This window comes from Lysobacter sp. Hz25 (assembly GCF_046097045.1).
GTDB classification, from domain to species: Bacteria; Pseudomonadota; Gammaproteobacteria; order Xanthomonadales; family Xanthomonadaceae; genus Lysobacter; species Lysobacter antibioticus_B.
The window spans coordinates 1,600,678-1,621,836 of the sequence record NZ_CP175666.1 but is presented as its reverse complement, the minus strand read 5'-3'; the positions used below and the strand labels follow the sequence as shown (position 1 = coordinate 1,621,836).

The window sequence follows — 21,159 nt, the reverse complement described above, 5'->3', positions numbered from 1 at the left end:
GCTGCGGCCTTCCAGTGGCGCTCCCTGCACACTCGAAATTCGCTAGCATGGCCGCGCCGGCAGGACGCCGGCCACAAGGAGAGTTCGACATGATGTTGGCGCTATTGGTTCTCGGCCTGGCCCTGCTCGCGATCGGCGGTCTATGGCTGTTGGTGTTGGCCTTCCAGGAAAACATCTGGTGGGGACTGGGTTCGTTGCTCGTTTCACCCGTCCTGCTCGTCTTCGGCATCGTTCATTGGCACAAGAGCAAGACCCCGCTGCTGCTGTCCGCCGCCGGATCCGTGCTTTTTGCGATCAACATCGCGCAGATGTACTTCTCCGACAACGTGGTCTACGCCCCCTGATACGGCCTGTCGCCGCCCGCCACGCTCTGCGGTCCGGTTTCCCCTGCGTGTTTGCGACGACGCCGCGCGTTTCGCCGATGCTGCGCGGCAGCATCGACTAGCATCGGCCCGTCGGGCAGTCGAGCCGGCATCCAACCTGGAGGGGGACGTATGTATTACTTGGGTATCGTGTTGTGCCTGATCGGCGGCCTGTGGATCGTCGTCAACGCGTTTCGCAAGAACATCTGGTGGGGACTGGGTTCGCTGCTGATTCCGTTCGTGGCCGTGGTATTTGCGATCATGAACTTCGCCCAGAACAAGATTCCGCTGATCATCTACATCGTCGGCATCGTCCTGTTGATCGTCGGCATGCCGTCGATGAGCCACATGGCCGCGGTCCCGGCCGCCTGACCCGCGTCTCCGGTCCGATCCGGCCCGGGGCTCGCCGCTTCGGGCCGGATCGACCCGCCCTGCCCTCCGCGAGGGCCGTGCTTCCGGCAGGCCCGACGCTCCGGCCTGTCTGCGCCCGTGACCCGGGTCGCGAAACCGAACCGCGGGCACCTTACCGTCCCTGTCCTTTCATCCTGACTGCGAGCATTGGCTCCAGACCGCGCTAGGATGCTGGGACCATGCCTATCGCCCATGCCCCCGCTCACGGCGACCACTCGATCCGCGAAGAGATCGCCAACGCGCTGACCCACGGTCTCGGCGCCACCGCCGCATTGGCCGGCGGCGCCGTCATGATCACCCTGACCGCGATCTACGGCGACGCCTGGCAACTCGGCAGCGCGATCGTATTCGGGATCAGCCTGCTGCTGCTGTATCTGGCCTCGACCCTGTACCACGCGATCCAACATCCCGTGCTCAAGGGGCGGCTCAAGGTCTTCGACCATTGCGCGATCTATCTGCTGATCGCCGGCACCTACACGCCCTTCACCCTGATCGGCCTGCGAGGCCCCTGGGGCTGGGGCCTGTTCGCGGCGATCTGGGGCCTGGCCTTCGCCGGCATCGTGTTCAAGCTGTTCTATACCGGCCGCTTCAAGCTGCTGTCGACGATGATCTACATCGCGATGGGCTGGCTGGTGCTGGTCGCGATCAAACCTCTGCTCAACGCGCTCGACGTCTGGACCCTGAGCTGGTTGCTGGCCGGCGGCCTGTGCTACACGCTCGGCACGGTGTTCTATCACCGTCCCTCGCTGCGCTATTCACATGCGATCTGGCATTTGTTCGTGGTCGCCGGCAGCGTCTGCCATTACATCTCGGTGTTCGCCCAGGTCGTCCCCTCGCCGGCCTGAACTCCGCCGGCCTGAACACCGCACGTCGCGTCCACGGCGTATTCACCTTCGCTTTACCGCCCTGCCGCAATGGTGAGGCCATCGTAGCGACCAGGTCCCGCCGCGCGGGCCGATGGCGTAGGTATCGCCGGCACGATCGGCCCAAGCGCTTCATGCCATGAGCGACTCTCCGACACCCCCGTCCGCGCCCGCGCCTGCCGAGCAGTCGTGGCGGACCCATCTGCGCCGCCATCCCTGGCGCGCGCTGCTCGGCGTGCTCGCGCTCGCCATCGTCGTGCTGCTCCTGCTGTGGGACTGGAACTGGTTCAAGGGCACGGTCGAACGCCAGGTCGAAGCGCGCACCGGCCGGCGTTTCGAGATCGCCGGCAATCTCGATGTCGATCTTGGGCGCGTGCCGGTCATCCGCGCCGACGGCCTGAGCTTCGCCAATGCCGAGTGGGCCAAGCAACCGTTGATGGCTTCGGCGCAGCGTCTGGAAATCGCGGTGGAATTTTGGCCCTTGCTCAAGGGCGACATCCGCATCCCCGACATCCGCCTGATCCGGCCGCGAGTGAATCTGCAGACCGATCCCAAGCACGGCGGCAACTGGGTGTTCGATCGCGCCGGCAACGGCGAATTGCCGGTGTTCCGACGCGTCTGGATCGACGACGGGCGTCTGCAATTCCTCGACGCCGCCGGCAAGACCGACATCGACCTGGCCGTCGCCAGCCGTGCGGCGCAACGCGAGGATGCCGCGCCGCCGGTCGAGATCGAAGGCGGCGGACGCTGGAAGAACAACCGCTTCACCCTCGAAGGCCGCGCCGAATCGCCGCTGGCGCTGCGCGATGCGCAACGCCCGTATCGACTGAACCTGCGCGCCGCGGCCGGCGCCACCCGTGCGCACGCGCGCGGCGAACTCGTCGATCCCTTCCATCTGCGCGATTTCGATCTGCAACTCGCCCTCGCCGGCAAGAACCTGGCCGATCTGTATCCGCTGATCGGCATCGCGATTCCGCCGACGCCGCCTTATGCGCTCGACGGCCGCCTGAGCCGCGATGGCGTGCGCTGGCATTACGACCGCTTCACCGGCAAGGTCGGCGACAGCGATCTGGCCGGCAGCGCCAGCGTCGATACCGGCGGCCCGCGTCCCTATCTGCGCGCCGACCTGGTGTCCAAGCGCCTGGATCTCGACGACCTCGCCGGCTTCGTCGGAGCGCCCCCGCAGACCGGGCGCGGCGAAAGCACCAACCCCGAACTCGCCGCCGAACATGCGCGCCTGGACGCGAGCCCGAAGCTGTTGCCCGCCACGCCGTATCGGCTCGACAAGTTGCGGGCGATGGATGCGGACGTAAAGCTCAAGGCCGCGCGTATCGAAGCGCCGGGTTGGCCGCTCGACGACATGCAGGCGCATCTGCTGCTCGAGAACGGCCTGTTGAAACTCGACCCGCTGAACTTCGGCGTCGCCGACGGCGACATCCGCTCGATCGTCACGATGGACGCGCGCCGCACCCCGATCCGCACCCGCGCCGACATCACCGCGCGCAAACTGACCCTCGCCAAGCTGGTGCCGAAGGTGAAGCTGGCGCAGGACGCGGTCGGCAAGGTCGGCGGGCGCATCGCCCTGACCGGCAATGGCAATTCGATCGCGACGATGCTCGCCAGCAGCGACGGCAACGTCGCCGTCGGCATGGGCCAAGGCCAGATCAGCAACCTGCTGATGGAATTCGCCGGACTCGACCTGGCCGAGATCCTCAAGTTCAAGCTGACCCAGGACCGCAAGATCCCGATCCGCTGCGCCTTCGGCGACTTCACCGTCGCCGACGGCGTCATGACCGCGCGCGCGCTGGCCTTCGACACCAGCGACACGATCCTGGTCGGCAGCGGCACGATCGATCTGGGCGAGGAAAAACTCGACCTGCTGATCCGTCCGCGCCCGAAAGACCGCAGCCTGTTCGCATTGCGCACGCCGCTGACCGTCACCGGCAGCTTCAAGCACCCCAACGCCCGCCCGGATTTCAAACGCCTCGGCCTGCGCGGCGCCGTCGCAGTGGCGCTGGGCAGCATCGCGCCGCCGGCGGCATTGCTGGCCACGATCGAACTCGGCCCGGGCAAGGATGCGGGCTGTGCGGGGCATGTGGTGAATTGAGCGGTCGTCGTTTGACGTTTAAACCATGACCTAAACATCCGGCACCGCTGTGGCTGTGGCTGTGGCTGTGGCTGTGGCTGTGGCTGTGGCCGTTGCCGTTGCCGTTGCCGTTGCCGTTGCCGTTGCCGTTGCCGTTGCCGAGATTTTGATCTGCTTTGCCGCTTTGCCGGTCAAGTGGAGACCCGGAGGGCGCCGCACAGGACGTGCGGCGTTTTCCGATAAGACAGGGACGTCTTATCGGAAAATCCCGGCGCGGGCATCGCACTCGTGGCCTGTGCCCTTGCAAGGAGAGCCCTTTTCTTTGGTTACATTTCTTTTGGGCTTAGCAAAAGAAAGTAACCCGACCGCGTAGCGGACGGAAGCTCTGCTCTTTCTTGAAGGGTTGTGCCGGAGGCCGGCAGAGCGTGGTCGCAACTTACGTCGCTCCTACAGGGGTACTTCGCACTTGCCTGTGGCTTTAATGGAAGCAAGACCAAACGATAAAAGCTTCCGCCACTAAAGCGGCGGGTAACTTTCTTTTGTCTAAAGCAACAAAAGAAAGTCACCAAAGAAAAATGCTTTTGTTTTGAATCACCAGCCCGCACGATCGATGCCGACGCAGGGATTTTTCATACGGGTCATCCTTGTCCCGATGAAAAACGGCCCGCATCCATGCGGGCCGCCCTCCGGGTCTTCGATTGCCTTCGCGAGTGCGAATTGGCGCACAGCAACAGCCAAGGCCAAGGCAACGGCGACAGCGAGAGCGAGAGCGAGAGCGACAGCGACAGCGACAGCGACAGCGACAGCATCGAAAGGACCGCGGCGGCTGGGAACCCCGCGGTCGCGGCTCGCGCCGCTCCTACCCTCGCGACGGCATGCCGCTTCGATGAGCGGGTATCGGCGTTGTTGTCTCTGCGCGTCCCGCGGTCGCGACTCACGTCGCTCCTACAGAGGGTGGATCCACGACATCGGGTGGAATCCGGCTGCGCGCCTACATCGTCACGCCAGCCCCCGGATGGACCAAGTCGTACTCCAGATACACATCCCAGGTATCGCCTGCCGGATAAGTCTGCTTGAGGTCGTACTCGACACGCCCGTCGGGAAAGCGGCGTTCGGCGACCGGGCGGATCCGCTTCAGGCAGGACTCGAAGCTCTGCGAACCGGTGACCATGTTGTCGTTGCCGTCGAAGGAAATCTCCCGCAGTACGATCTCGCGCCCGTCGCGGCAGCGCCCGCCCTCGGCCTTCGGATCGCTCGGCCCTTCGATGCGCAACAACAGGTCGAACCGCTCGCCGCGATCTTCCTGCCCGAGGATTGCGACGCGGTCGATGCGCACTGCGCGTTCGTCGAACACCGACTTCAAATCGATCGGGAAATCGAGCACCGCCGTCGCCACATCGATGCGCTTGCCGCCGTCGGCGACGGTCGCCTGCGCCGGGCGCTGCGGCGGGCCCGGCGGCTTCGCCGCGCCGGTTTTGTCCGGTGTCTTGCCCGGTGTCTTGGTCGCCTCGACAGGCGCGTCGGACGACGCCGCGCATCCTGCCGCCGCGGCGGCGACCAGGGCCGCGACAAAAAGGCCGGCGACGGGCAGGCGCAAGGCGGCGAAACGGTTTCGGCTCATGGTGATCCTTCACAGGGATGACGCGGGACGGACATCATCCCATCGCGCGCAGGCTTCCTGCGAATGGATCGTCGCCGTCGCGGCCGTGCGCGCACTGCCAGGCGCCGCCAGCGAATCGCGGCGCGGCGGCATCGCCTGCCGCCCACCCTCAGCTGGCGCCGCTCTTAACTGGCGTCGCCCTTAACTGGCGCGGCTCTTAACTGGCGAGGCTTTTAACTGGCGATGTAACGCTGCAGCTGATCCAGCTCGACCTGCTGGTCCTCGATCACCGCCTTGACCAGGTCGCCGATCGATACCACGCCGATGACGCGGCCGCCGTCGACCACCGGCAGGTGACGGATGCGCTGGTCGGTGACCAGTTGCATGCAATGGTCGGCGCTGTCGCCCAACCCGACCACCACGACCTCGGCGGTCATGATGGCGCGCACCGGCGTATCGGCCGAGGACCGGCCCTGCAAGACGATCTTGCGGGCGTAGTCGCGCTCGGACAGGATCCCGGCCAATCGCGCGCCGTCCATCACCAGCACCGCACCGATGCGTTTCTCGGCCATCAGCCGGATCGCGTCGATGACCGGCGCGTCGGGGCCGATCGCATGGATCTCAGGCGCTTTCGCCTCCAACAACTGTCTTACGGTGCGCATGACTGTCTCCTTCCGCGAACTGGGGAAACCGTGTCTGGTCCGAGGATACTCCTGGCGCGGGCTGCCAGGTGTCGATGAGGTAAAGCGGCCGCTGTTTCGATTCTTCGTACAGCCGGCCCAGGTATTCGCCGATCAGGCCCAGCGCGATCAGCTGCACGCCGCCCAGGAACAGGATCACCGCCATCATCGTCGGCCAGCCCTGGACCTGGTCGCCGAACAGCAGCGCCTTCAGCACGACCTTGGCGCCGAACGCGAACGCCACCAGCGCGGTCGCCAGGCCCAGGTAGGTCGCCAGGCGCAGCGGCGCGGTCGAGAAACTGGTGATGCCTTCCAAGGCCAGGTTCCACAACCGCCACAGGTTGAACTTGCTGGTCCCCGCCACGCGCGCTTCGCGGTGATAGGGCAAGGCGATGCGGTTGTAGCCGACCCAGCCGAACAGGCCCTTCATGAAGCGGTGGCGCTCGCGCAGTTGCCGCAGCGCGTCGAGCGCGCGCGGCGACAGCAGGCGGAAGTCGCCGGTGTCGGCCGGGATCGGGGTGCGCGAGAGCCGCCCGATCACGCGATAGAAGGCATGCGCGGTGGCGCGCTTGAACCAACCTTCGCCCTCGCGCTCCAGGCGCGTGCCGTAGACGTCGTCGTAGCCTTCGCGCCACTTGGCGACGAACTGCGGGATCAGTTCCGGCGGGTCCTGGCCGTCGGCGTCGAGGATCAGGGCGGCGCCTTGCTCGACCCGGTCCAGGCCCGCGGTCAAGGCCGCTTCCTTGCCGAAATTGCGCGACAGCCGCAGCAGCGCGACCCGCGGATCGGCCGCGGCGATGCCTTGCAGGATCTCCCACGTGCGGTCGCGGCTGCCGTCGTCGATATACAGCACCCGCCCGTCGACGCCCTGCGCGGCCAGCGCATCCAGGGCCGCGGCGATGCGCGGCTGCAGCAACGGCAGGCTGGCCGCCTCGTCGAAGGCGGCCAGGACGACGGTGACTAGATCGCGATTCATGCCCGACATAGTAGCGGCGACGCCTGCCGCGCCGATGTGATCGCCGATCGGCGGTGGCGCAGACGCCGCGACCTCAGGCCGATCCGCCGGGCCGCGGCCCGCTCGACCCTGCTCATTCAATCCGGACGCATTCGATCCGGACTCACTCGATTTGTTTCAGATAGCCGTTGCCGCCGATCGAACGCATCTGCCGCTGGATCGCGCCGGCGCGGCGCTGCACGTAGGGGCCGGGCCGGGAAATGCTGTAGCGCTTCGGGTTCGGCAGCACCGCGGCCATGCGCGCGGCTTCGGCTGCGCCGAGCTGGCGCGCGTCCTTGCGGTAATAGGTGCGCGCCGCCGCCTGGGCGCCGTATACGCCATCGCCGAACTCGGCGAAGTTGGCGTACATCTCGATGATCCGGTGCTTGGACCACATCGATTCGATCAGCAAGGTGTACCAGGCCTCGACGCCCTTGCGGATCCAACTGCGGCCACTCCACAGGAACAGGTTCTTCGCGGTCTGCTGGCTGATGGTGCTGCCGCCGCGGACCTTGCGGCCGCGCGCGTTGTTCTTGCGCGCCTTCTCGATCGCCTTGAGGTCGAAGCCGAAATGCTCGGCGAAATTCTGGTCTTCCGACGCCACCAGCGCGACCGGCACGTTCGAGGACATCTCCTCGAGGTCGCGCCAATCGTGGGCGAGACGAAACCCGAAATCGCCCGAGCCCCAGGCTTCGAGCTGGCGGATCATCATGAAGGCCGAGAACGGCGGGTCGACGAAGCGCAGGGTGGCGACCTGCAGCACCGAGGCCAGCACGAACAGGAACGGCAGGGCGACCAGCCAGCGCAGCCAACGCCGCAGACGCCGCGGGCGCGGTGCCGGCGCGGCCGGCTCGCCTCCGGGAGGCGCGGCCATACGCTCGGTCAAGCCTTGCACCGCATCGCCTCCGTCCCCACTCTTGCCCGGTGGCCGCGCAAGCGCCCATATGCCGGCACGGCTGAAATTCGCTCCGAACGCATCGGCATGCTTTACCTCCCCCCTTCACAGGAACCCGCGCATTATCCGCGATGCCGCGTCCCGCATTCGCATAACCGCACGATCCGCGCGACCGAGAGTACGACGATGACCGAAGCCCGCCCCGCCGCCCACACCGACGACCGCGACCGCCTGACCCGCTTTCTGATCGAAGGCGCCGGCGTCCGCGGCGTGCGCGTCCACCTGCACGATACCTGGCAGCAGATCCGCGAACGCTCGGATTACCCGGCCGCCGCGGCCGAGTTGCTCGGCGAGGCGGCCGCGGCGGCGGCGTTGTTCACCGGCCACGCCAAGGTCGACGGCCGGCTCTCGGTGCAGTTGCGCGGTAATGGCGCGCTGCGCACCCTGTTCGCCGAATGCACGGCCGCCGGCACCCTGCGCGGCATCGCCCAGCTCGACGAGGACGCCGGCACGGTGTCGCGCGACCTGCGCGGCATGGGGCCAGACGCGATGCTCGCCATCACCATCGAGAACCCCGGCCTGCACGGCCGCGAACCGGTTCGTTACCAAGGCCTGGTCGGGCTGGAATCCGACTCGCTCGCCGGCGCTTTCGAGGGCTATTTCCGCCAATCCGAGCAGTTGCCGACCCGCCTGCTGCTGGCCGCCGACGAACGGCAGGCCGCCGGCCTGATGCTGCAGAAGCTGCCCGGCGACGAGGGCGACGACGACGGCTGGGTCCGGGTCGGCGCCCTGTTCGACACCCTGAGCGCCGGGGAATTGCTCGAACTGCCGACCGACACCCTGCTGACCCGGCTGTTCCACGAGGACGGCATCCAGTTGCTCGGCGGCAAGCCATTGGGCTTCGCCTGCTCGTGCTCGCGCGAGCGGGTCGAGGCCATGCTGGTCTCGCTCGGCCAGGAGGAGGCCGAGGCCGCCGCGGCCGACGGCGAGGCCGAGATCCGCTGCGAGTTCTGCGGCCAACGCTATGGTTTCGACCGCAACCAAATTGCCGGCCTGTTTGCCGCCGCGGCCCATGAAATAGAGGCTCCGGACCGACTACAGTGAGGGTGAATCGGTCGGATTTGAGACATCGCTCCGATTGTTAAATAAACATAAACCGGCTATAGTCGACCGGCAAGAAATGGGGAACTTGGCCGGCTTCACCCGGTCATAACGACGGTCCGCACTCCTAAAGAATCCATGCTCAAGCACCTGCGCCAATTGCCGCTTGTCCTGTCGCTCGCCTTCGGCGTGGCTGCGGGCGCGCATGCGCAGGCACTGCCGGGCAAGCGTGCGGATGCCACCTATCTGCCGGTCTGGAACCAGAGCAACGGCAAGCTGGAATACCTGCTGCAGCTGGAACCCGACAGCAACCGAGCCGCCGGTACGCGCTTCAAAGTCGGCAACAACACCTTCAACGCCGCGCTCGGCCTCGACGGGGGCGACGGCCTCGGCCTGGTCTGCGATCGCAAGGCCGGCCTGGCCGGCGTGGTCGGCAACCTCGCCAATCACTGCCTGCTCGCCTCTCTCGACGACGACGACGCTCGCAACGACAGCCGTCAGGTCTCCGTGGGCGCCAGCATCAGCCGCCCCGGCGGCCGCGTCGGTGTCGCCGTCGGCAACGGACGCGACACCATGCCCGCCTGGTTGAGCCCGAACAGCCGCACCAACCGCGTCGACCAGAACACCCTCACCGTCTACGGCCAGAAGAACGTCGGTAGCGGCGACGCCCTGGTCTCGATCGGCGGCACCTGGGCGCGTGCGCGCCTGATCCCTGCCGGCGAGATGCCCAGCGTGGCCGATCGCTGGAGCAGCAAGAGCATCACCCTCGGAATCGGTGTCGGTAATTTCGGCGCCAACATCGTCGGCCGCGTCGTCGACACCCCCGGCCAAGCAGCCCCATGGGAAGGCCTCGGGGTCGGCCTGACCTGGCGCACGCCGTGGAGCGGCCAGCTCACCGTCGGCGCCGAAAACGTCGTCACGCGCGGCAAGAATCCGTTCGCCCCGGGCAACGGCGAGAAGGACGAAGGCACCGTGCCCTACGTCCGCTACGAGCAGGATCTCTGATCGGGTTCCGACCCGACCGGCTATTTCGATCCGAGGCGGCACGCCTCCTTCAAAACATCTCCTGAGCGACCTCGGCCATGACGGCCGCGGCGGTGAAGAACTGCGCATCGGCCTGGCCTCGCCAGCCGTTCTGCCTGCTCGCGGCGGCGAAGCGATCATTCAGGGGCAAACTTTTCGACGAGCGGACCTCGCTCCATCGACGGCGCGGCGGATATCGCCTCAGGCCTGCCGCCAACCATGCCCGCGCCACTCGACCGCGTCAGCTAGCTGAATAGGCACATTAGCCGAACGTGATGGCCGCTCCCAGAAAATGTACGCGAAAGTACGGTGGAGACGGGCTCACAGCCCTCGCACCGCATACGTCACAAATAGACACTTAACGACACTTTAATTTTTCCGAAGGCGCGGTTAGGATCGGCGAACCTTGCCGGCCTTGGCGTCTGATTTGACTCCTCCGGCGGGATACACGGGTACACCAGACCGATTCGGAGAGAGAGAATGACTTTTAAAACCACCAAGCTCCGCGACGCGATTACCTTCGCGCTCGCAGTGGGCTCGACGGCCCTCGCAGGTGCCGCCGGCGCGCAGGAAGCGAGCGCCCCCGCCCAGAAGGAAGCGACCACCCTCGATCGCATCGAGGTCACCGGTTCGCGCATCCGTCAGGTCGATCTCGAAACCGCACAGCCGGTTCTGTCGATCACCCGCGCGGATATCGAAAAGCAAGGCTTCCAGTCGGTCGCCGAAATCCTGCAGAACATCTCTGCAGTCGGCGCACCGGCGATCAGCCGCGCCATGCCGCTGTCGGCCGGCGAAAACGTCGGCGGCCAGTTCATCAGCATGCGTAACCTCGGTGCCACCCGCACCCTGATCCTCGTCAACGGCAAGCGCCTGGGCATCAGCACCAGCGGTCTCCAGGACGTCTCGCTGATCCCGACCGCCGCGGTCGAGCGCATCGAAGTGCTGAAGGACGGCGCCTCGTCGATCTACGGCTCCGACGCCATCGCCGGCGTGGTCAACATCATCACCCGCACCAACTTCGAAGGCGCCACCGCCAACGCCTACTACGGCCAGTACAGCCAGGGCGACGGCGCAACCACGCGAGCCGATTTCGTCCTCGGTTTCACCGGTGACCGCGGTTCGCTGACCGCCGCCGTCGAATACCGCAAGGAAGAAGCCGTGTTCTCGGGCGACCGCGAATTCTCGGCCTATCCGCAGGGCGGCATGCACCCGACCCGCGGCTGGACCACGGTCAGCCAGTGGGGCGTGATCAACCTGCCGACCGCGCTCGGCGGCAACCGCGTGCTGAACGCCGGTGCCGACTACCGCAACATCGCCAACTACCACGCCCAGAACGGCAACACCGGCGGCACCGCTGCCGATCCGAACGGTTCGCCGATCGACAAGAGCAACACCAACCTGCAGACGCACCTGCGTACGCCGCTGGAAAGCCGCTCGCTGTTCGTCAACGGCGTGTTCGACATCAACGACAAGCTGCGCTTCCGCAGCGACATCCTGTACTCGTCGCGCGATGCAGAGCGTCAGGTCGCCGGCTATCCGTTCCAGAGCGCCTCGGCCGGTCCGATCCCGGGCGGCTTCCGCATGTCGCGCGACAGCTACTACAACCCGGTCGGCAGCCACCACGGCTATGGCGCCCCGCAGGACGTCAATTTCTGGCGCCGTACCTGGGAAATCCCGCGCACCGACAAGCCCACCTCGACCACCTGGCGTTTCGCTGCCGGCCTTGAAGGCAACTTCGATATCGGCGAGCGCACTTTCGACTGGGACGTGGGCTACCTGTACAACAACAACAAGGTTACCCAGGAAAACTACGGCAACCTGAACATCGAGCGCACCAAGCAAGCGGTGGGCCCGTCGTTCCTCAACGCCAACGGCGTGGTCCAGTGCGGTTCGGCCGCATCGCCGATCCCGCTGACCCAGTGCGTGCCGTGGAATCCGTACATCCCGTTCGGCCGTACCGGCGACGGCGGCCTCACCGGCAACCAGGCACTGCAGGACTTCCTGTTCCAGCGCCTGAACTCCAGCGGCGAGACCGAAACCAGCGTGTACAGCGCCAACCTCGCCGGCTCGTTGTTCGCCCTGCCGGGCGGCGACCTGGGCTTCGCGGTCGGCTATGAACACCGTAAGGAAGAAGGTCGCTTCATCCCGGACGCGCAGGCCGTGACCGGCAACTCGACCACCCTCGCCGGCGGTCCGACCCAAGGTTCGTACAAGGTCGACGAGTTCTTCGTCGAACTCGCGATCCCGCTGCTCGCCGATCTGCCGGGCGCGAAGGAGCTGAGCTTCAGCGTCGCCAGCCGTTACTCCGACTACGACACCTTCGGCGACACGGTCAACAACAAGTTCGGTTTCAAGTGGAAGCCGATCGACTCGTTGTTGGTCCGCGGCACCTGGGCTGAAGGCTTCCGCGCTCCGACCATCAACGATCTGTACGGTGGCGGTTCGCAGACCTTCTCGTTCTTCACCGATCCCTGCGACACGACCTTCGGCGCCGCTCGCGGCAACGCGCGTTGCTCGGCCGATATCGTCAACGCAGCGGCCTTCCGTCAGCTGCAGCAGGGCTTCGTCCCGGCGACGGGCACCAACGCGCAGACGCCGGTGGCGTTCTTCTCCGGTGCGAACCCGAACCTGATTCCGGAAACCTCGGAATCGAAGACGCTGGGTCTGGTCTGGAGCCCGGGCTTCGTCGAAGGCCTGAACGTCAGCCTCGACTGGTGGACGATCAAGATCGAAGACACCATCGTCGCCGACACGCCGACGCAGATGCTCAACGACTGCTACCTTCAGAACGACGCTGCGCGTTGCGCCGGCTTCACCCGCGATCCGGTCCTGGGCTATGTCAACAGCCTGAACTTCACCAGCATCAACGCTGGTTATCGCGAGACCGAAGGCTACGACTTCGAGTTGAACTATCGCCTGCCCACGCAGGTCGGCAATTTCAACCTGAACTGGCAGACGACGTACACCACTCAGGACGAGATCAAGACCGACACCAACCCGACGACCCTGCCGCAGCAGCTGGTCGGCTACGCGACGTCGCCGGGCTTCGTCGGCACGTTCCGCGTCCGCTCCAACGCCAGCCTGAGCTGGGAGAAGGGCCCGGTCAGCGCGACCTGGGGTGCGCGTTACTACTCGTCGATGAAGGAAACCTGCTTGTCGGCCACGCTCTTCCCGAGCGAGTGCGACAACCCGACCTTCCGCGCCGCCAACCCGGCTCAGACCCGTCCGACCAACAAGCTCGGTTCCAACACCTTCCACGACCTCGAAGTCCGCTTCGCGACCCCGTGGAATGCGACTGTCGCGCTCGGCGCCAACAACGTGTTCGATCACGTCGGCCCGACCGTGTACAGCCAGCCGAGCGCGAACGTGTCCTACCAGGGCCAGTTCGACATCGGTCGCTTCGTGTACATGAAGTACCAGCAGCGCTTCTAAGCACCACGCGTTGCCGCAACACGAGAACGGCCTCCTTCGGGAGGCCGTTTTCTTTTGTGCCCCGAAAACCTGGTCGCAGGGGCTTTTGCGACAAAAAAGCACTTAACAACACTTTAATTACTCGGCCAAGGCGTCTACTATCGGGCCGGCTTTGCCAATTTAGGCCTTTACGTATGCGCCGTTTGGCTAGCCCCTTTGCTTGGGACCCGTTCGTTCAGGACAGACTTGGAGAGAGAGATGACCCTGAAGACCACCAAACTGCGCGACGCGATCGTATTCGCGTTGTGCGTGGGCGCGACCAGCCTGGCCGGCACCGGCCTTGCCTCCGCCCAGGACGCCGCGGCACCCGCCGCAGCGCCCGCTGAAGACGCCACCACCCTGGATCGCATCCAGGTCACCGGTAGCCGCATTTCCATTCCCGGCCTGACCACCAACAGCCCGGTCATGACCGTCGATCGCGAAGAGATCGACCGCAACCAGCCGGTCACCGCCGAAGACTTCCTCAAGGTCCTGCCCGGCGCCGTGCCGGCCATCGGTCCCGGCACCAACAACGGCGCCAACGGCGGCGCCACGATCAACCTGCGCGGCCTCGGCGACAACCGCACCGTGGTGCTGATGGACGGCCGCCGCGTCGTTCCGTTCAACCTGTTCGGCGTGGTCGACACCAACGTCATCCCGGTCGCGCTGATCGACAGCGTCGACCTGGTCACCGGCGGCGCATCGGCCGTGTACGGCGCCGACGCCGTCTCGGGCGTGGTCAACTTCGTCCTCAAGCGCAACTTCGAAGGCGTCGAGGTCAACACCAGCTACGGCCAGTCCAGCAAGCAGGACGGCGACCGCCGCAACACCACCGTCACCCTGGGCATGAACCTGGACGACGGCCGCGGCAACTTCGTGCTGAGCCTGGGCAAGACCGACAACGACCCGCTGCTGCAGGGTTCGCGCGGCTTCTCCGAGTTCAACCTCGACTCGACCAACGGCGAAGCCGGCGGTTCGGGCACCTCGATCCCGACCCGCGTCGGCCCGCTCGGCCAGATCAATCCGGCCACCGGCCGTTTCGATCGCATCGTCACGCCGTTCAACTACAACCCGTTCAACTTCAACCAGACCGCGCTGGATCGTTGGCAGGCCACCGCACTGGGCCGCTACGAGATCAACGAGCACGCCGAGGCCTACACCCAGCTGCTCTACACGCGCTCGAACGTGTTCTCGCAGATCGCCCCGGGCGGCCTGTTCGGCGGCCGTTTCGATCTGGGCATCGGCAACCCGCTGATTCCGGAGCCGGCGCGTCAGCAGATCTGCACCCAGTTCGGCGTGGCCGCGGGCGACTGCGTCGTCGGCAGCCCGACCACCGTCAACACCACCTTGAACCGTCGTACGACCGAGCTCGGCACCCGCTCGACCGACTTCCAGAACAAGGTCTTCCAGGCCACCCTGGGCCTGCGCGGCGAGATCAACGACCGCTGGCGTTATGACGCCTATTGGTCGCACGGCGAAGCCGATCAGCTGACCGTGTCGGCCGGCTTCCTGTCCAAGGCCCGCACCCAGCAGGCCCTGTTGTCGACCGACGGCGTCAACTGCGTCGACCCGACCAACGGCTGCACCCCGCTGAACCTGTGGGGCGTGGAAGGCACGATCAGCCCGAACTCGAAGAAGTTCCTCGAAGTGTTGACCTTCGCCACCCAGCGCGTCGAACAGGAAGTCTGGTCCGGTTCGGTCAACGGCGACCTGGGCGACAACTTCAAGAGCCCGTGGGCCGATTACCCGATCGGTATGGCGTTCGGCTTGGAAGGCCGCAAGATGACGGCGCTGAACCGCGCCGACGCGGCTTCGCGCGATCCGGAAGAAGTGCAGGGCTCGGGCGGCGCCAATCCCGACGTCGAAGGCAGCCTGAAGTTGCGTGAAGCCTACTTCGAAACGATCGTGCCGCTGATCAGCGGCAAGACCGGCGCGCACGCCTTGAACTTCGAAGCCGGCTACCGCCACACCGAGTTCAAGTCGGGCCAGACCGACACCGACTACGGCAGCTACAAGTACGGCCTGGAATGGGCTCCGATCGAAACGCTGCGCTTCCGCGGCATGTTCCAGCGCGCGACCCGCGCCCCGAACATCAACGAGCTGTTCCAGCCGGTCGTCACCGGTCTGGACAACACCGCGGTCGATCCCTGCGAAGCTTCGCAGCTGGCTCTCAATGGCGGCGTGACCGGTTCGGTCGCAGCGCTCTGCGTCGCCACCGGCGTGCCGCAGGCGATCCTCGACAGCCAGGGCGGCGTCGACGGTCCGAGCGCGGGTCAGGCTAACGCCTTCATCGGCGGCAACCCGATCCTGGGCCCGGAAAAGGCCGACACCCAGACCCTGGGTCTGGTCTGGCAGCCGATGGAAGAGCTGTCGATCACCCTCGACTACTGGAAGATCGACATCAAGGACGCGATCACCCGTCCGGTGCTCGGCGATGCGCTGTTCGGTTGCTACGACCGCGAGTTCAACCCGACCCTCAGCATCACCCACCCGATGTGCCAGCTGATGATCGGCGCGCGCGAAGTGGTCGACGGTTCGCTCAACGGCGAAGCGCGCGGTCCGTTCCTCAACCGCTCGAACAAGGGCCGCATCACCACCGACGGTTGGGACCTGGGCGTTCGCTACGGCATCCCGCTGAGCAACGATTGGGGCCGTCTGGACTTCGCGCTCGATCTGACCAAGACCGACACCTACGACTACCAGGGCGACCCGCAGGTCGGCAAGCACGACTGCGTCGGCGTCTACGGCGTCTCGTGCAACGTCATCGCCGGCATCGTGTACGACTACAAGTCGAACTTCCGCGCGGTGTGGTCGATCAAGGACTTCGAGCTCGGCTTCAACTGGCGTCACCTGAGCGCAGTCGACGTCGAACCGGGTCCGATCGAGTGGTTCCCGGACTACACCTCGATCGATTCGTACGACTACTTCGACCTGACCATGGCCTATGAACTGCCGTGGAACGCTCGCATCAACTTCACCGTGAACAACGTCGCCGACAAGAAGCCGCCGGTCGTGGGCAGCAACATCGGCAGCACCGGCTTCAACAGCGGCAACACGTTCCCGCAGTACTACGACACCCTGGGTCGCTACTACACCCTGGGCCTGACGATGCGCTTCTAATAAAAAGCATCATCCGAGTCGAATTGAGGCGGGCTTCGGCCCGCCTTTTTTTGTGGGCGAGGAAAAGTAATCGGGATGTGCCCTGCCCTGGCTCTGGCTCTGGCCCTGGGCGTTGCCCTTGCCGTAAAGATTTGCAGTTGTTGTGCGTCGCGATGCACTAGCGAAGGCAATAGAAGACCCGGAGGGCGGCCCGCATGGATGCGGGCCGTTTTTCATCGGGACAGGGATGTCCCGTATGAAAAATCCCTGCGTCGGCATCGCTCGTGCGGGCCTGTGATTCAAAGAAAAGCATTTTTCTTTGGTTACCTTTCTTTTGTTGCTTATGACAAAAGAAAGTAACCCGCCGCTTTAGTGGCGGAAGCTCTTGGCGTTTGATCTAGATCCTGATCTTTCTTGAGCGATACGCCGCAGATTGTCACAACGCGGTCGCGGCTCGCGCCGCTCCTACCCGCGAAAGCACTCCGCTTCGATGGATGACATCGGCCTTGTCGTCTCTATGCGTCCCGTGGTCGCGGCTCACGCCGCTCCAACTGGACGCGCGCCCTTTCTTCAAGAAAGTGCAGAGCTTCCGCCCCCTAAAGGGTGCGGGTAACTTTCTTTTGGCATAAGCCCCAAAAGAAAGTAACCAAAGAAAAGGGCTTTTCTTTAAGGGCACAAGCCCGCACGAACGGTGCCAACGCGGGGATCTACATACGGGACATCCCTGTCCCGATGAAAAACGGCGCGCATCCCTGCGCGCCGCCCTCCGGGTCTTCTATTGCCTTCGCTAGTGCGAATCGGCGCACAGCAACAGCAAAATCATTACGGCAACAGCCACGGCCACGGCCACGGCCACGGCCACGGCTAGAGCCAGGCTGGGCTAGCAACGAATCTGAAACTGGAACGGCACCCAGCCGGGCCAAGCATCAACTCGGCGCCCCGGCCTATCGAAAGCACCGTCAGCCCGCCAGGAAATCCCTGTGCGCCCGCATCATCGCGTCGACCATGTCGCGTTCGGCCAGCGACAACAGCGGGTTCCAGACGTCGAAGATCAACACCACGCGCAGTTCGTCGCTGTCGTTGTGCGCTTCGTGCTCGATCGAGTCGTCGAAGATCAGTACTTCGCCGACCTTCCATTCGCGCCGCTCGAAACCGACCCGGTAACGGCAACGCTCGGGCACGATCAGCGGCAAATGCACCACCAGGCGCGCATTGGTCTCGCCGTGGTGCGGCGGGATGTGGGTGTGCGGCGCCAACGCCGAAAACATCGCGTTCGGGCAGACGTCCGCGATCTGCGCCATCTCCACCGCTTCCAGCGCGGCACGGGTCTGCGGGCATAGCGCCAGGTGCTCGTGCACCGGCTGCGCGTAGCTCCACAGTTTGTAGGTGCTCCAGCGCCTCGAGTGATTGAGCTCCTGCCACTGGTTGACCGGGTCGCCGGGCTGGTATTCGATATAGGGCGTGAACTCGGCCTGCTCGTTGCGCAGCACCTCGCGCATCTCGCGCTGGATCTCGTAGGTGCGCGCTTCCAGTTCGGGCACCCAGGGGAACTGGGCGCGGTCGTAGAACGGGATCGCCGGCAGCCGCGGTATCCACAGCTGGTTGCAGTCGGCGTGATACGGCTTGCTGCGCCCGACCATGATCGAGGCGGCCTCGTCCCAGCGCCCATGCACGCCGGCCTCCAGCGCGGCGCGCGGACCGCCGACGCGATGGGCGAGAAACTCGCTGAACTCGTCGGAATACTGCTGGACCTTGCTCTGGGCGTGGAGCAACTGGGTCTTCAGCATGTCCGGCCAATGCGGCTCCGGCGGCGCGACCGTCAAGGCGTTGCGATAGGCCTGCGCCGCCGCCCGCGACTTGCCGGTGCGTTCGAGGAAGGCGGCCTTGGCCAACAGGCCGGCCAGGAAATACGGATCGGCGACGAGCGCGGCGCTGATCGCCTCCCACTCGGCGGTGGCGTCGCCGCGTTCGCGTTGGACCATGCCGATCGAGAGCAGGATCATCGGATCGTTCGGCGCGGCGCGATGCGCGGCCTGCAGCAGTTCGACCGCGCCGCGGGTGTCGCCGCGCTGCAGGGCGTGGATGCCGAGGCTGTAGAGCGCCAGCGGGTGCTGCGGCGCGAGGCTGCGCACCTGGCTCCAGAGCGCTTCGGCTTCCTGCCACCGGCCCGCACGCGAGGCCAGGCCGGCGGCCTGGACGAGTTGATTGACCTGTTCGTTCAAGACCGCTTCCCTCGCCGGACGGAACTGCGACCGCGTCCCAGGGGCGCGATCGGCACTGCATCGATGGCGCGGCTGACGCGCCTAGGCGAGGAACATACACCGGCGGCGTTGCGCCGCACAGGGTGCGCGGTTACGGCCTGCGCACCGGACGAATAGGCGATTCCGGCGGTCTCGGCGCGCGCACAGCGCTCAGTTCAGCTCCAGCGTCGCGTCGCCGGAGAAGGTCTCGATCTTGATCGAACCGCTGCCGTTGCCGTAACGATGCTCGAAGCTCGAACCCGGGCCGTGCTTGGGCCGGACGATCTGCGCATCGGGCGCGCTCAGGTCGCCGCTGAAGCTCTGTCCGCGCACGGTCGCCGACAGCGCGCGCGGCAGCGACAGGCGGACGTCGCCGCTGACCGTTTCCAGCGAGATCTCGCCGCCGTCGGCCAAGGCACCGGTCACGCGCAGGTCGCCCGACACCGAGTTGCCCGACAGCTTGGCCAGACGCGATTCGCGGGTAGTCACGTCGACCTTGCCGGACACGGTCTCGATGTCGACCTCGCCATTGAGCCGACCGCGCAGGCTGAGGTCGCCGCTGACGGTCTGGGCCGAGACTTTCGCGCTGTTGAGGGTCAGGCGCAGGTCGCCGCTGACGCTTTCGATTTCGGCCTCGCGCGGGGCCGCGGCGACGATCACATCGCCGCTGACACTGTCGATGCTGAGATCGCGCGGCGCGACGCCGTTGACGTCGACGGTGGCCGAGACCGCATCGATCTCCAGCTTGGCCTGCAGCGGCACGGTCAGGCGCAGTTCGGTCGGCTCGCTCTTGTCGCCGCCGACCAGGAAACCCATGCCGCTGCCGCGGTTGGGGTAGCGGACCTTGATCGACAGATGCTCGCGGTCGCCTTCGATCTCGAGCTTCTCGACGCCTTCGCCGAGGCTGCCCTCGATCCTGACCTCGGGACGGTCCCAGGCGCGGACCTGGATCAGGCCTTTGACGTTGTCGATATCGATGCTGCCCATCGGGTCGAGCGGACGGGTCTCGTTGATCGGCGTCGCGGCGCAGGCGGGCATCGCCGCGACCAGGGCCAATGCCAACAGGCCGAGCACGGGAGCGATATGGCGGCGATTGCGGAGAGCGCTGCGGTTGCGGGGGTGAGCGGTGGTCATCGTGGCGTCCTCCGTGGATCAGGTGTAAACCACGCGCTGTGCGAGCGCGAGGCGGCGGGCGTAAGTGCGGCGCAGTTGTTCGAGCAACAGTCGCGAATCGGGGTCGTGGGCGAGCGCATCGAGAATCAGCGCGGCGTTGCGGTCGAGTTCGTCGAACGCCGGCTGCATCACTTTCGCTTGTTCGGTGGCCGGGGCGATCTCTCGGATCGCAGCCTGGTACTGGCGGGTCATGCCGTCGGCTTCGCGCTGCACCAGGCTCGCAGGCCCCTTGGCCTGAGCGGCGACCGGCACCGACGTTTCGGGCTGGGCGCGGTACTGCCCAGCAATGCCGATCGCCAATGCGGCGACGCTGGCGGCCAGCGCGAACGGCGCCATCCAACGGTTGCGGGTGGTTTCACGCGCTCGCAGGGCAGTCACCGGCGCGGTGGCTTGCGCCTCGGCGGCAACCGCCGGCGTATGCGCGGCGGCCGGCGGGGCCTGCTCGCCGAGGCGCGCGGCGATGCCGGGCCACAGATCGCGCGTCGGCGGCGCATCCCGGCGCAGCGCACGCAGCTGCCAGCGCAAGGCGTCGGGCAGCTCGCCTTCCGGGGTGTTCGCTTCTGGGGTTCGGTTGTGGTCGCTCATGCCTGCTCTCCAAGTCGCGACCGCAGCAGACTGCGGGCGCGATGCAACTGTGCTTTGGAACTGCCGACCGCCATGCCGAGCTCGGCGGCGATCTCCTCATGCTTCCAGCCTTCGACGTCGTACAGCACCAACACGGCACGGGCGCGGGGCGGCAGCGTAGCGACGGCGCGTTCCAGATCCATCGACAAGGCCATCACATGGCCGGCCGAGTCGACGCTGCCGATCAGCTCGAAGGCCTCCTCGTCGCTGTCCTCGAACGGCCGGCTGCGCCGCCCGCGCAGTTCCATCAGGGCGGTATTGACCGCCAGCCGGTGCAGCCAGGTGCCGAACGCCGATTCGAAGCGGAAGTTCGGCAGGGCCTGCCAGGCGCGGACGAAGGCCTCCTGGGTCAGGTCCTCGGCGCGGGCGCCGTGGTAACCGACCAGGCGGGCGATCACACCCTGGACCCGGCCGGCGTGGCGGCGGTAGAGCGCTTCGAAGGCGGCGACGCCGCCCGCCGCCGCGGCGGCGACCAGGGCACGGTCGTCGTCGACTTCGATCGAGGCTGCGGTGTCTGGCATGTGGTCGTTCACGGCGGTCAGCATACTGAGTCCGATG

At 66.1% G+C, this 21,159-nt stretch carries 16 protein-coding genes; 8 read left to right on the top strand and 8 right to left on the bottom strand.

Going from position 1 to position 21,159, the window contains the following annotated elements; translation table 11 throughout:
- Positions 1 to 47: 47 nt before the first annotated feature.
- From ACKN61_RS06690 to ACKN61_RS06675, 4 genes are all read left to right on the top strand, one after another.
- The gene (locus tag ACKN61_RS06690) at positions 48 to 344 is read left to right on the top strand and encodes a hypothetical protein (protein WP_408952826.1); all 297 of its coding nucleotides are present in this window, start codon (positions 48 to 50) and stop codon (positions 342 to 344) included.
- Between the two features lie 150 nt (positions 345 to 494).
- Complete coding sequence (locus ACKN61_RS06685; RefSeq protein ID WP_223619856.1) at positions 495 to 734, top strand: hypothetical protein; 240 nt, start codon at positions 495 to 497, stop codon at positions 732 to 734.
- Positions 735 to 952: 218 nt separating this feature from the next.
- Positions 953 to 1,618, top strand: a complete 666-nt coding sequence (locus ACKN61_RS06680; RefSeq protein ID WP_051885392.1) for a PAQR family membrane homeostasis protein TrhA — start codon at positions 953 to 955, stop codon at positions 1,616 to 1,618.
- A gap of 157 nt (positions 1,619 to 1,775) precedes the next feature.
- Positions 1,776 to 3,743, top strand: a complete 1,968-nt coding sequence (locus ACKN61_RS06675) for an AsmA family protein (protein WP_408952825.1) — start codon at positions 1,776 to 1,778, stop codon at positions 3,741 to 3,743.
- Positions 3,744 to 4,713: 970 nt separating this feature from the next.
- On the opposite strand, the gene ACKN61_RS06670 is transcribed toward ACKN61_RS06675, so the two are convergent.
- The 4 genes from ACKN61_RS06670 to mtgA form a co-directional block, all read right to left on the bottom strand.
- The gene (locus ACKN61_RS06670) at positions 4,714 to 5,319 is read right to left on the bottom strand and encodes a hypothetical protein (RefSeq protein ID WP_408952824.1); all 606 of its coding nucleotides are present in this window, start codon (positions 5,317 to 5,319) and stop codon (positions 4,714 to 4,716) included.
- Between the two features lie 236 nt (positions 5,320 to 5,555).
- Positions 5,556 to 5,984, bottom strand: coding sequence for a CBS domain-containing protein (locus ACKN61_RS06665; RefSeq protein WP_408952823.1), 429 nt, complete (start codon positions 5,982 to 5,984; stop codon positions 5,556 to 5,558).
- Positions 5,944 to 6,978: a glycosyltransferase family 2 protein gene (locus ACKN61_RS06660; RefSeq protein ID WP_408952822.1), complete on the bottom strand. Its 1,035-nt coding sequence runs from the start codon at positions 6,976 to 6,978 to the stop codon at positions 5,944 to 5,946. Before ACKN61_RS06660 ends, ACKN61_RS06665 begins: the two co-directional genes overlap by 41 nt.
- A gap of 142 nt (positions 6,979 to 7,120) precedes the next feature.
- Entirely contained in the window at positions 7,121 to 7,870 is a 750-nt protein-coding gene (gene mtgA / locus ACKN61_RS06655; protein ID WP_408952821.1) for a monofunctional biosynthetic peptidoglycan transglycosylase, read from the bottom strand.
- A 207-nt stretch (positions 7,871 to 8,077) separates the two neighbouring features.
- Here mtgA and ACKN61_RS06650 point away from each other — a divergent pair, with 207 nt between their 5' ends.
- The 4 genes from ACKN61_RS06650 (at position 8,078) to ACKN61_RS06635 (ending at position 16,585) form a co-directional block, all read left to right on the top strand.
- The gene (locus ACKN61_RS06650) at positions 8,078 to 8,995 is read left to right on the top strand and encodes an Hsp33 family molecular chaperone HslO (protein WP_223619852.1); all 918 of its coding nucleotides are present in this window, start codon (positions 8,078 to 8,080) and stop codon (positions 8,993 to 8,995) included.
- Positions 8,996 to 9,130: 135 nt separating this feature from the next.
- Positions 9,131 to 9,997, top strand: a complete 867-nt coding sequence (locus ACKN61_RS06645; protein ID WP_408952820.1) for a hypothetical protein — start codon at positions 9,131 to 9,133, stop codon at positions 9,995 to 9,997.
- Positions 9,998 to 10,495: 498 nt separating this feature from the next.
- On the top strand, positions 10,496 to 13,447 hold the full coding sequence (locus ACKN61_RS06640; protein ID WP_408952819.1) for a TonB-dependent receptor: 2,952 nt from the start codon (positions 10,496 to 10,498) through the stop codon (positions 13,445 to 13,447).
- Positions 13,448 to 13,684: 237 nt separating this feature from the next.
- A complete protein-coding gene (locus tag ACKN61_RS06635) occupies positions 13,685 to 16,585 on the top strand; it encodes a TonB-dependent receptor domain-containing protein (protein WP_408952818.1) in 2,901 nt (966 codons plus the stop codon).
- Between the two features lie 938 nt (positions 16,586 to 17,523).
- Here ACKN61_RS06635 and ACKN61_RS06630 read toward each other — a convergent pair.
- The 4 genes from ACKN61_RS06630 to ACKN61_RS06615 all read right to left on the bottom strand — a co-directional run bounded on the left by ACKN61_RS06630 (position 17,524) and on the right by ACKN61_RS06615 (position 21,122).
- Positions 17,524 to 18,786 carry an aspartyl/asparaginyl beta-hydroxylase domain-containing protein gene (locus ACKN61_RS06630; RefSeq protein ID WP_408952817.1) on the bottom strand — a complete coding sequence of 421 codons (1,263 nt, stop codon included), beginning with the start codon at positions 18,784 to 18,786 and terminating at the stop codon, positions 17,524 to 17,526.
- A gap of 189 nt (positions 18,787 to 18,975) precedes the next feature.
- Entirely contained in the window at positions 18,976 to 19,938 is a 963-nt protein-coding gene (locus ACKN61_RS06625) for a DUF4097 family beta strand repeat-containing protein (protein ID WP_081931105.1), read from the bottom strand.
- Positions 19,939 to 19,956: 18 nt separating this feature from the next.
- On the bottom strand, positions 19,957 to 20,562 hold the full coding sequence (locus ACKN61_RS06620; protein WP_408952816.1) for a hypothetical protein: 606 nt from the start codon (positions 20,560 to 20,562) through the stop codon (positions 19,957 to 19,959).
- The gene (locus tag ACKN61_RS06615) at positions 20,559 to 21,122 is read right to left on the bottom strand and encodes an RNA polymerase sigma factor (RefSeq protein ID WP_408952815.1); all 564 of its coding nucleotides are present in this window, start codon (positions 21,120 to 21,122) and stop codon (positions 20,559 to 20,561) included. Before ACKN61_RS06615 ends, ACKN61_RS06620 begins: the two co-directional genes overlap by 4 nt.
- Between the last annotated feature and the right edge of the window lie 37 nt (positions 21,123 to 21,159).

Coding starts and splice junctions, on each gene's coding strand:
- ACKN61_RS06665 (WP_408952823.1), bottom strand. CDS start 5,984: ATGCGCACCGTAAGACAGTTGTTGGAGGCGAAAGCGCCTGAGATCCAT.
- ACKN61_RS06635 (WP_408952818.1), top strand. CDS start 13,685: ATGACCCTGAAGACCACCAAACTGCGCGACGCGATCGTATTCGCGTTG.
- mtgA (WP_408952821.1), bottom strand. CDS start 7,870: ATGGCCGCGCCTCCCGGAGGCGAGCCGGCCGCGCCGGCACCGCGCCCG.
- ACKN61_RS06645 (WP_408952820.1), top strand. CDS start 9,131: ATGCTCAAGCACCTGCGCCAATTGCCGCTTGTCCTGTCGCTCGCCTTC.
- ACKN61_RS06640 (WP_408952819.1), top strand. CDS start 10,496: ATGACTTTTAAAACCACCAAGCTCCGCGACGCGATTACCTTCGCGCTC.
- ACKN61_RS06690 (WP_408952826.1), top strand. CDS start 48: ATGGCCGCGCCGGCAGGACGCCGGCCACAAGGAGAGTTCGACATGATG.
- ACKN61_RS06615 (WP_408952815.1), bottom strand. CDS start 21,122: ATGCCAGACACCGCAGCCTCGATCGAAGTCGACGACGACCGTGCCCTG.
- ACKN61_RS06660 (WP_408952822.1), bottom strand. CDS start 6,978: ATGAATCGCGATCTAGTCACCGTCGTCCTGGCCGCCTTCGACGAGGCG.
- ACKN61_RS06625 (WP_081931105.1), bottom strand. CDS start 19,938: ATGACCACCGCTCACCCCCGCAACCGCAGCGCTCTCCGCAATCGCCGC.
- ACKN61_RS06680 (WP_051885392.1), top strand. CDS start 953: ATGCCTATCGCCCATGCCCCCGCTCACGGCGACCACTCGATCCGCGAA.
- ACKN61_RS06685 (WP_223619856.1), top strand. CDS start 495: ATGTATTACTTGGGTATCGTGTTGTGCCTGATCGGCGGCCTGTGGATC.
- ACKN61_RS06620 (WP_408952816.1), bottom strand. CDS start 20,562: ATGAGCGACCACAACCGAACCCCAGAAGCGAACACCCCGGAAGGCGAG.
- ACKN61_RS06675 (WP_408952825.1), top strand. CDS start 1,776: ATGAGCGACTCTCCGACACCCCCGTCCGCGCCCGCGCCTGCCGAGCAG.
- ACKN61_RS06650 (WP_223619852.1), top strand. CDS start 8,078: ATGACCGAAGCCCGCCCCGCCGCCCACACCGACGACCGCGACCGCCTG.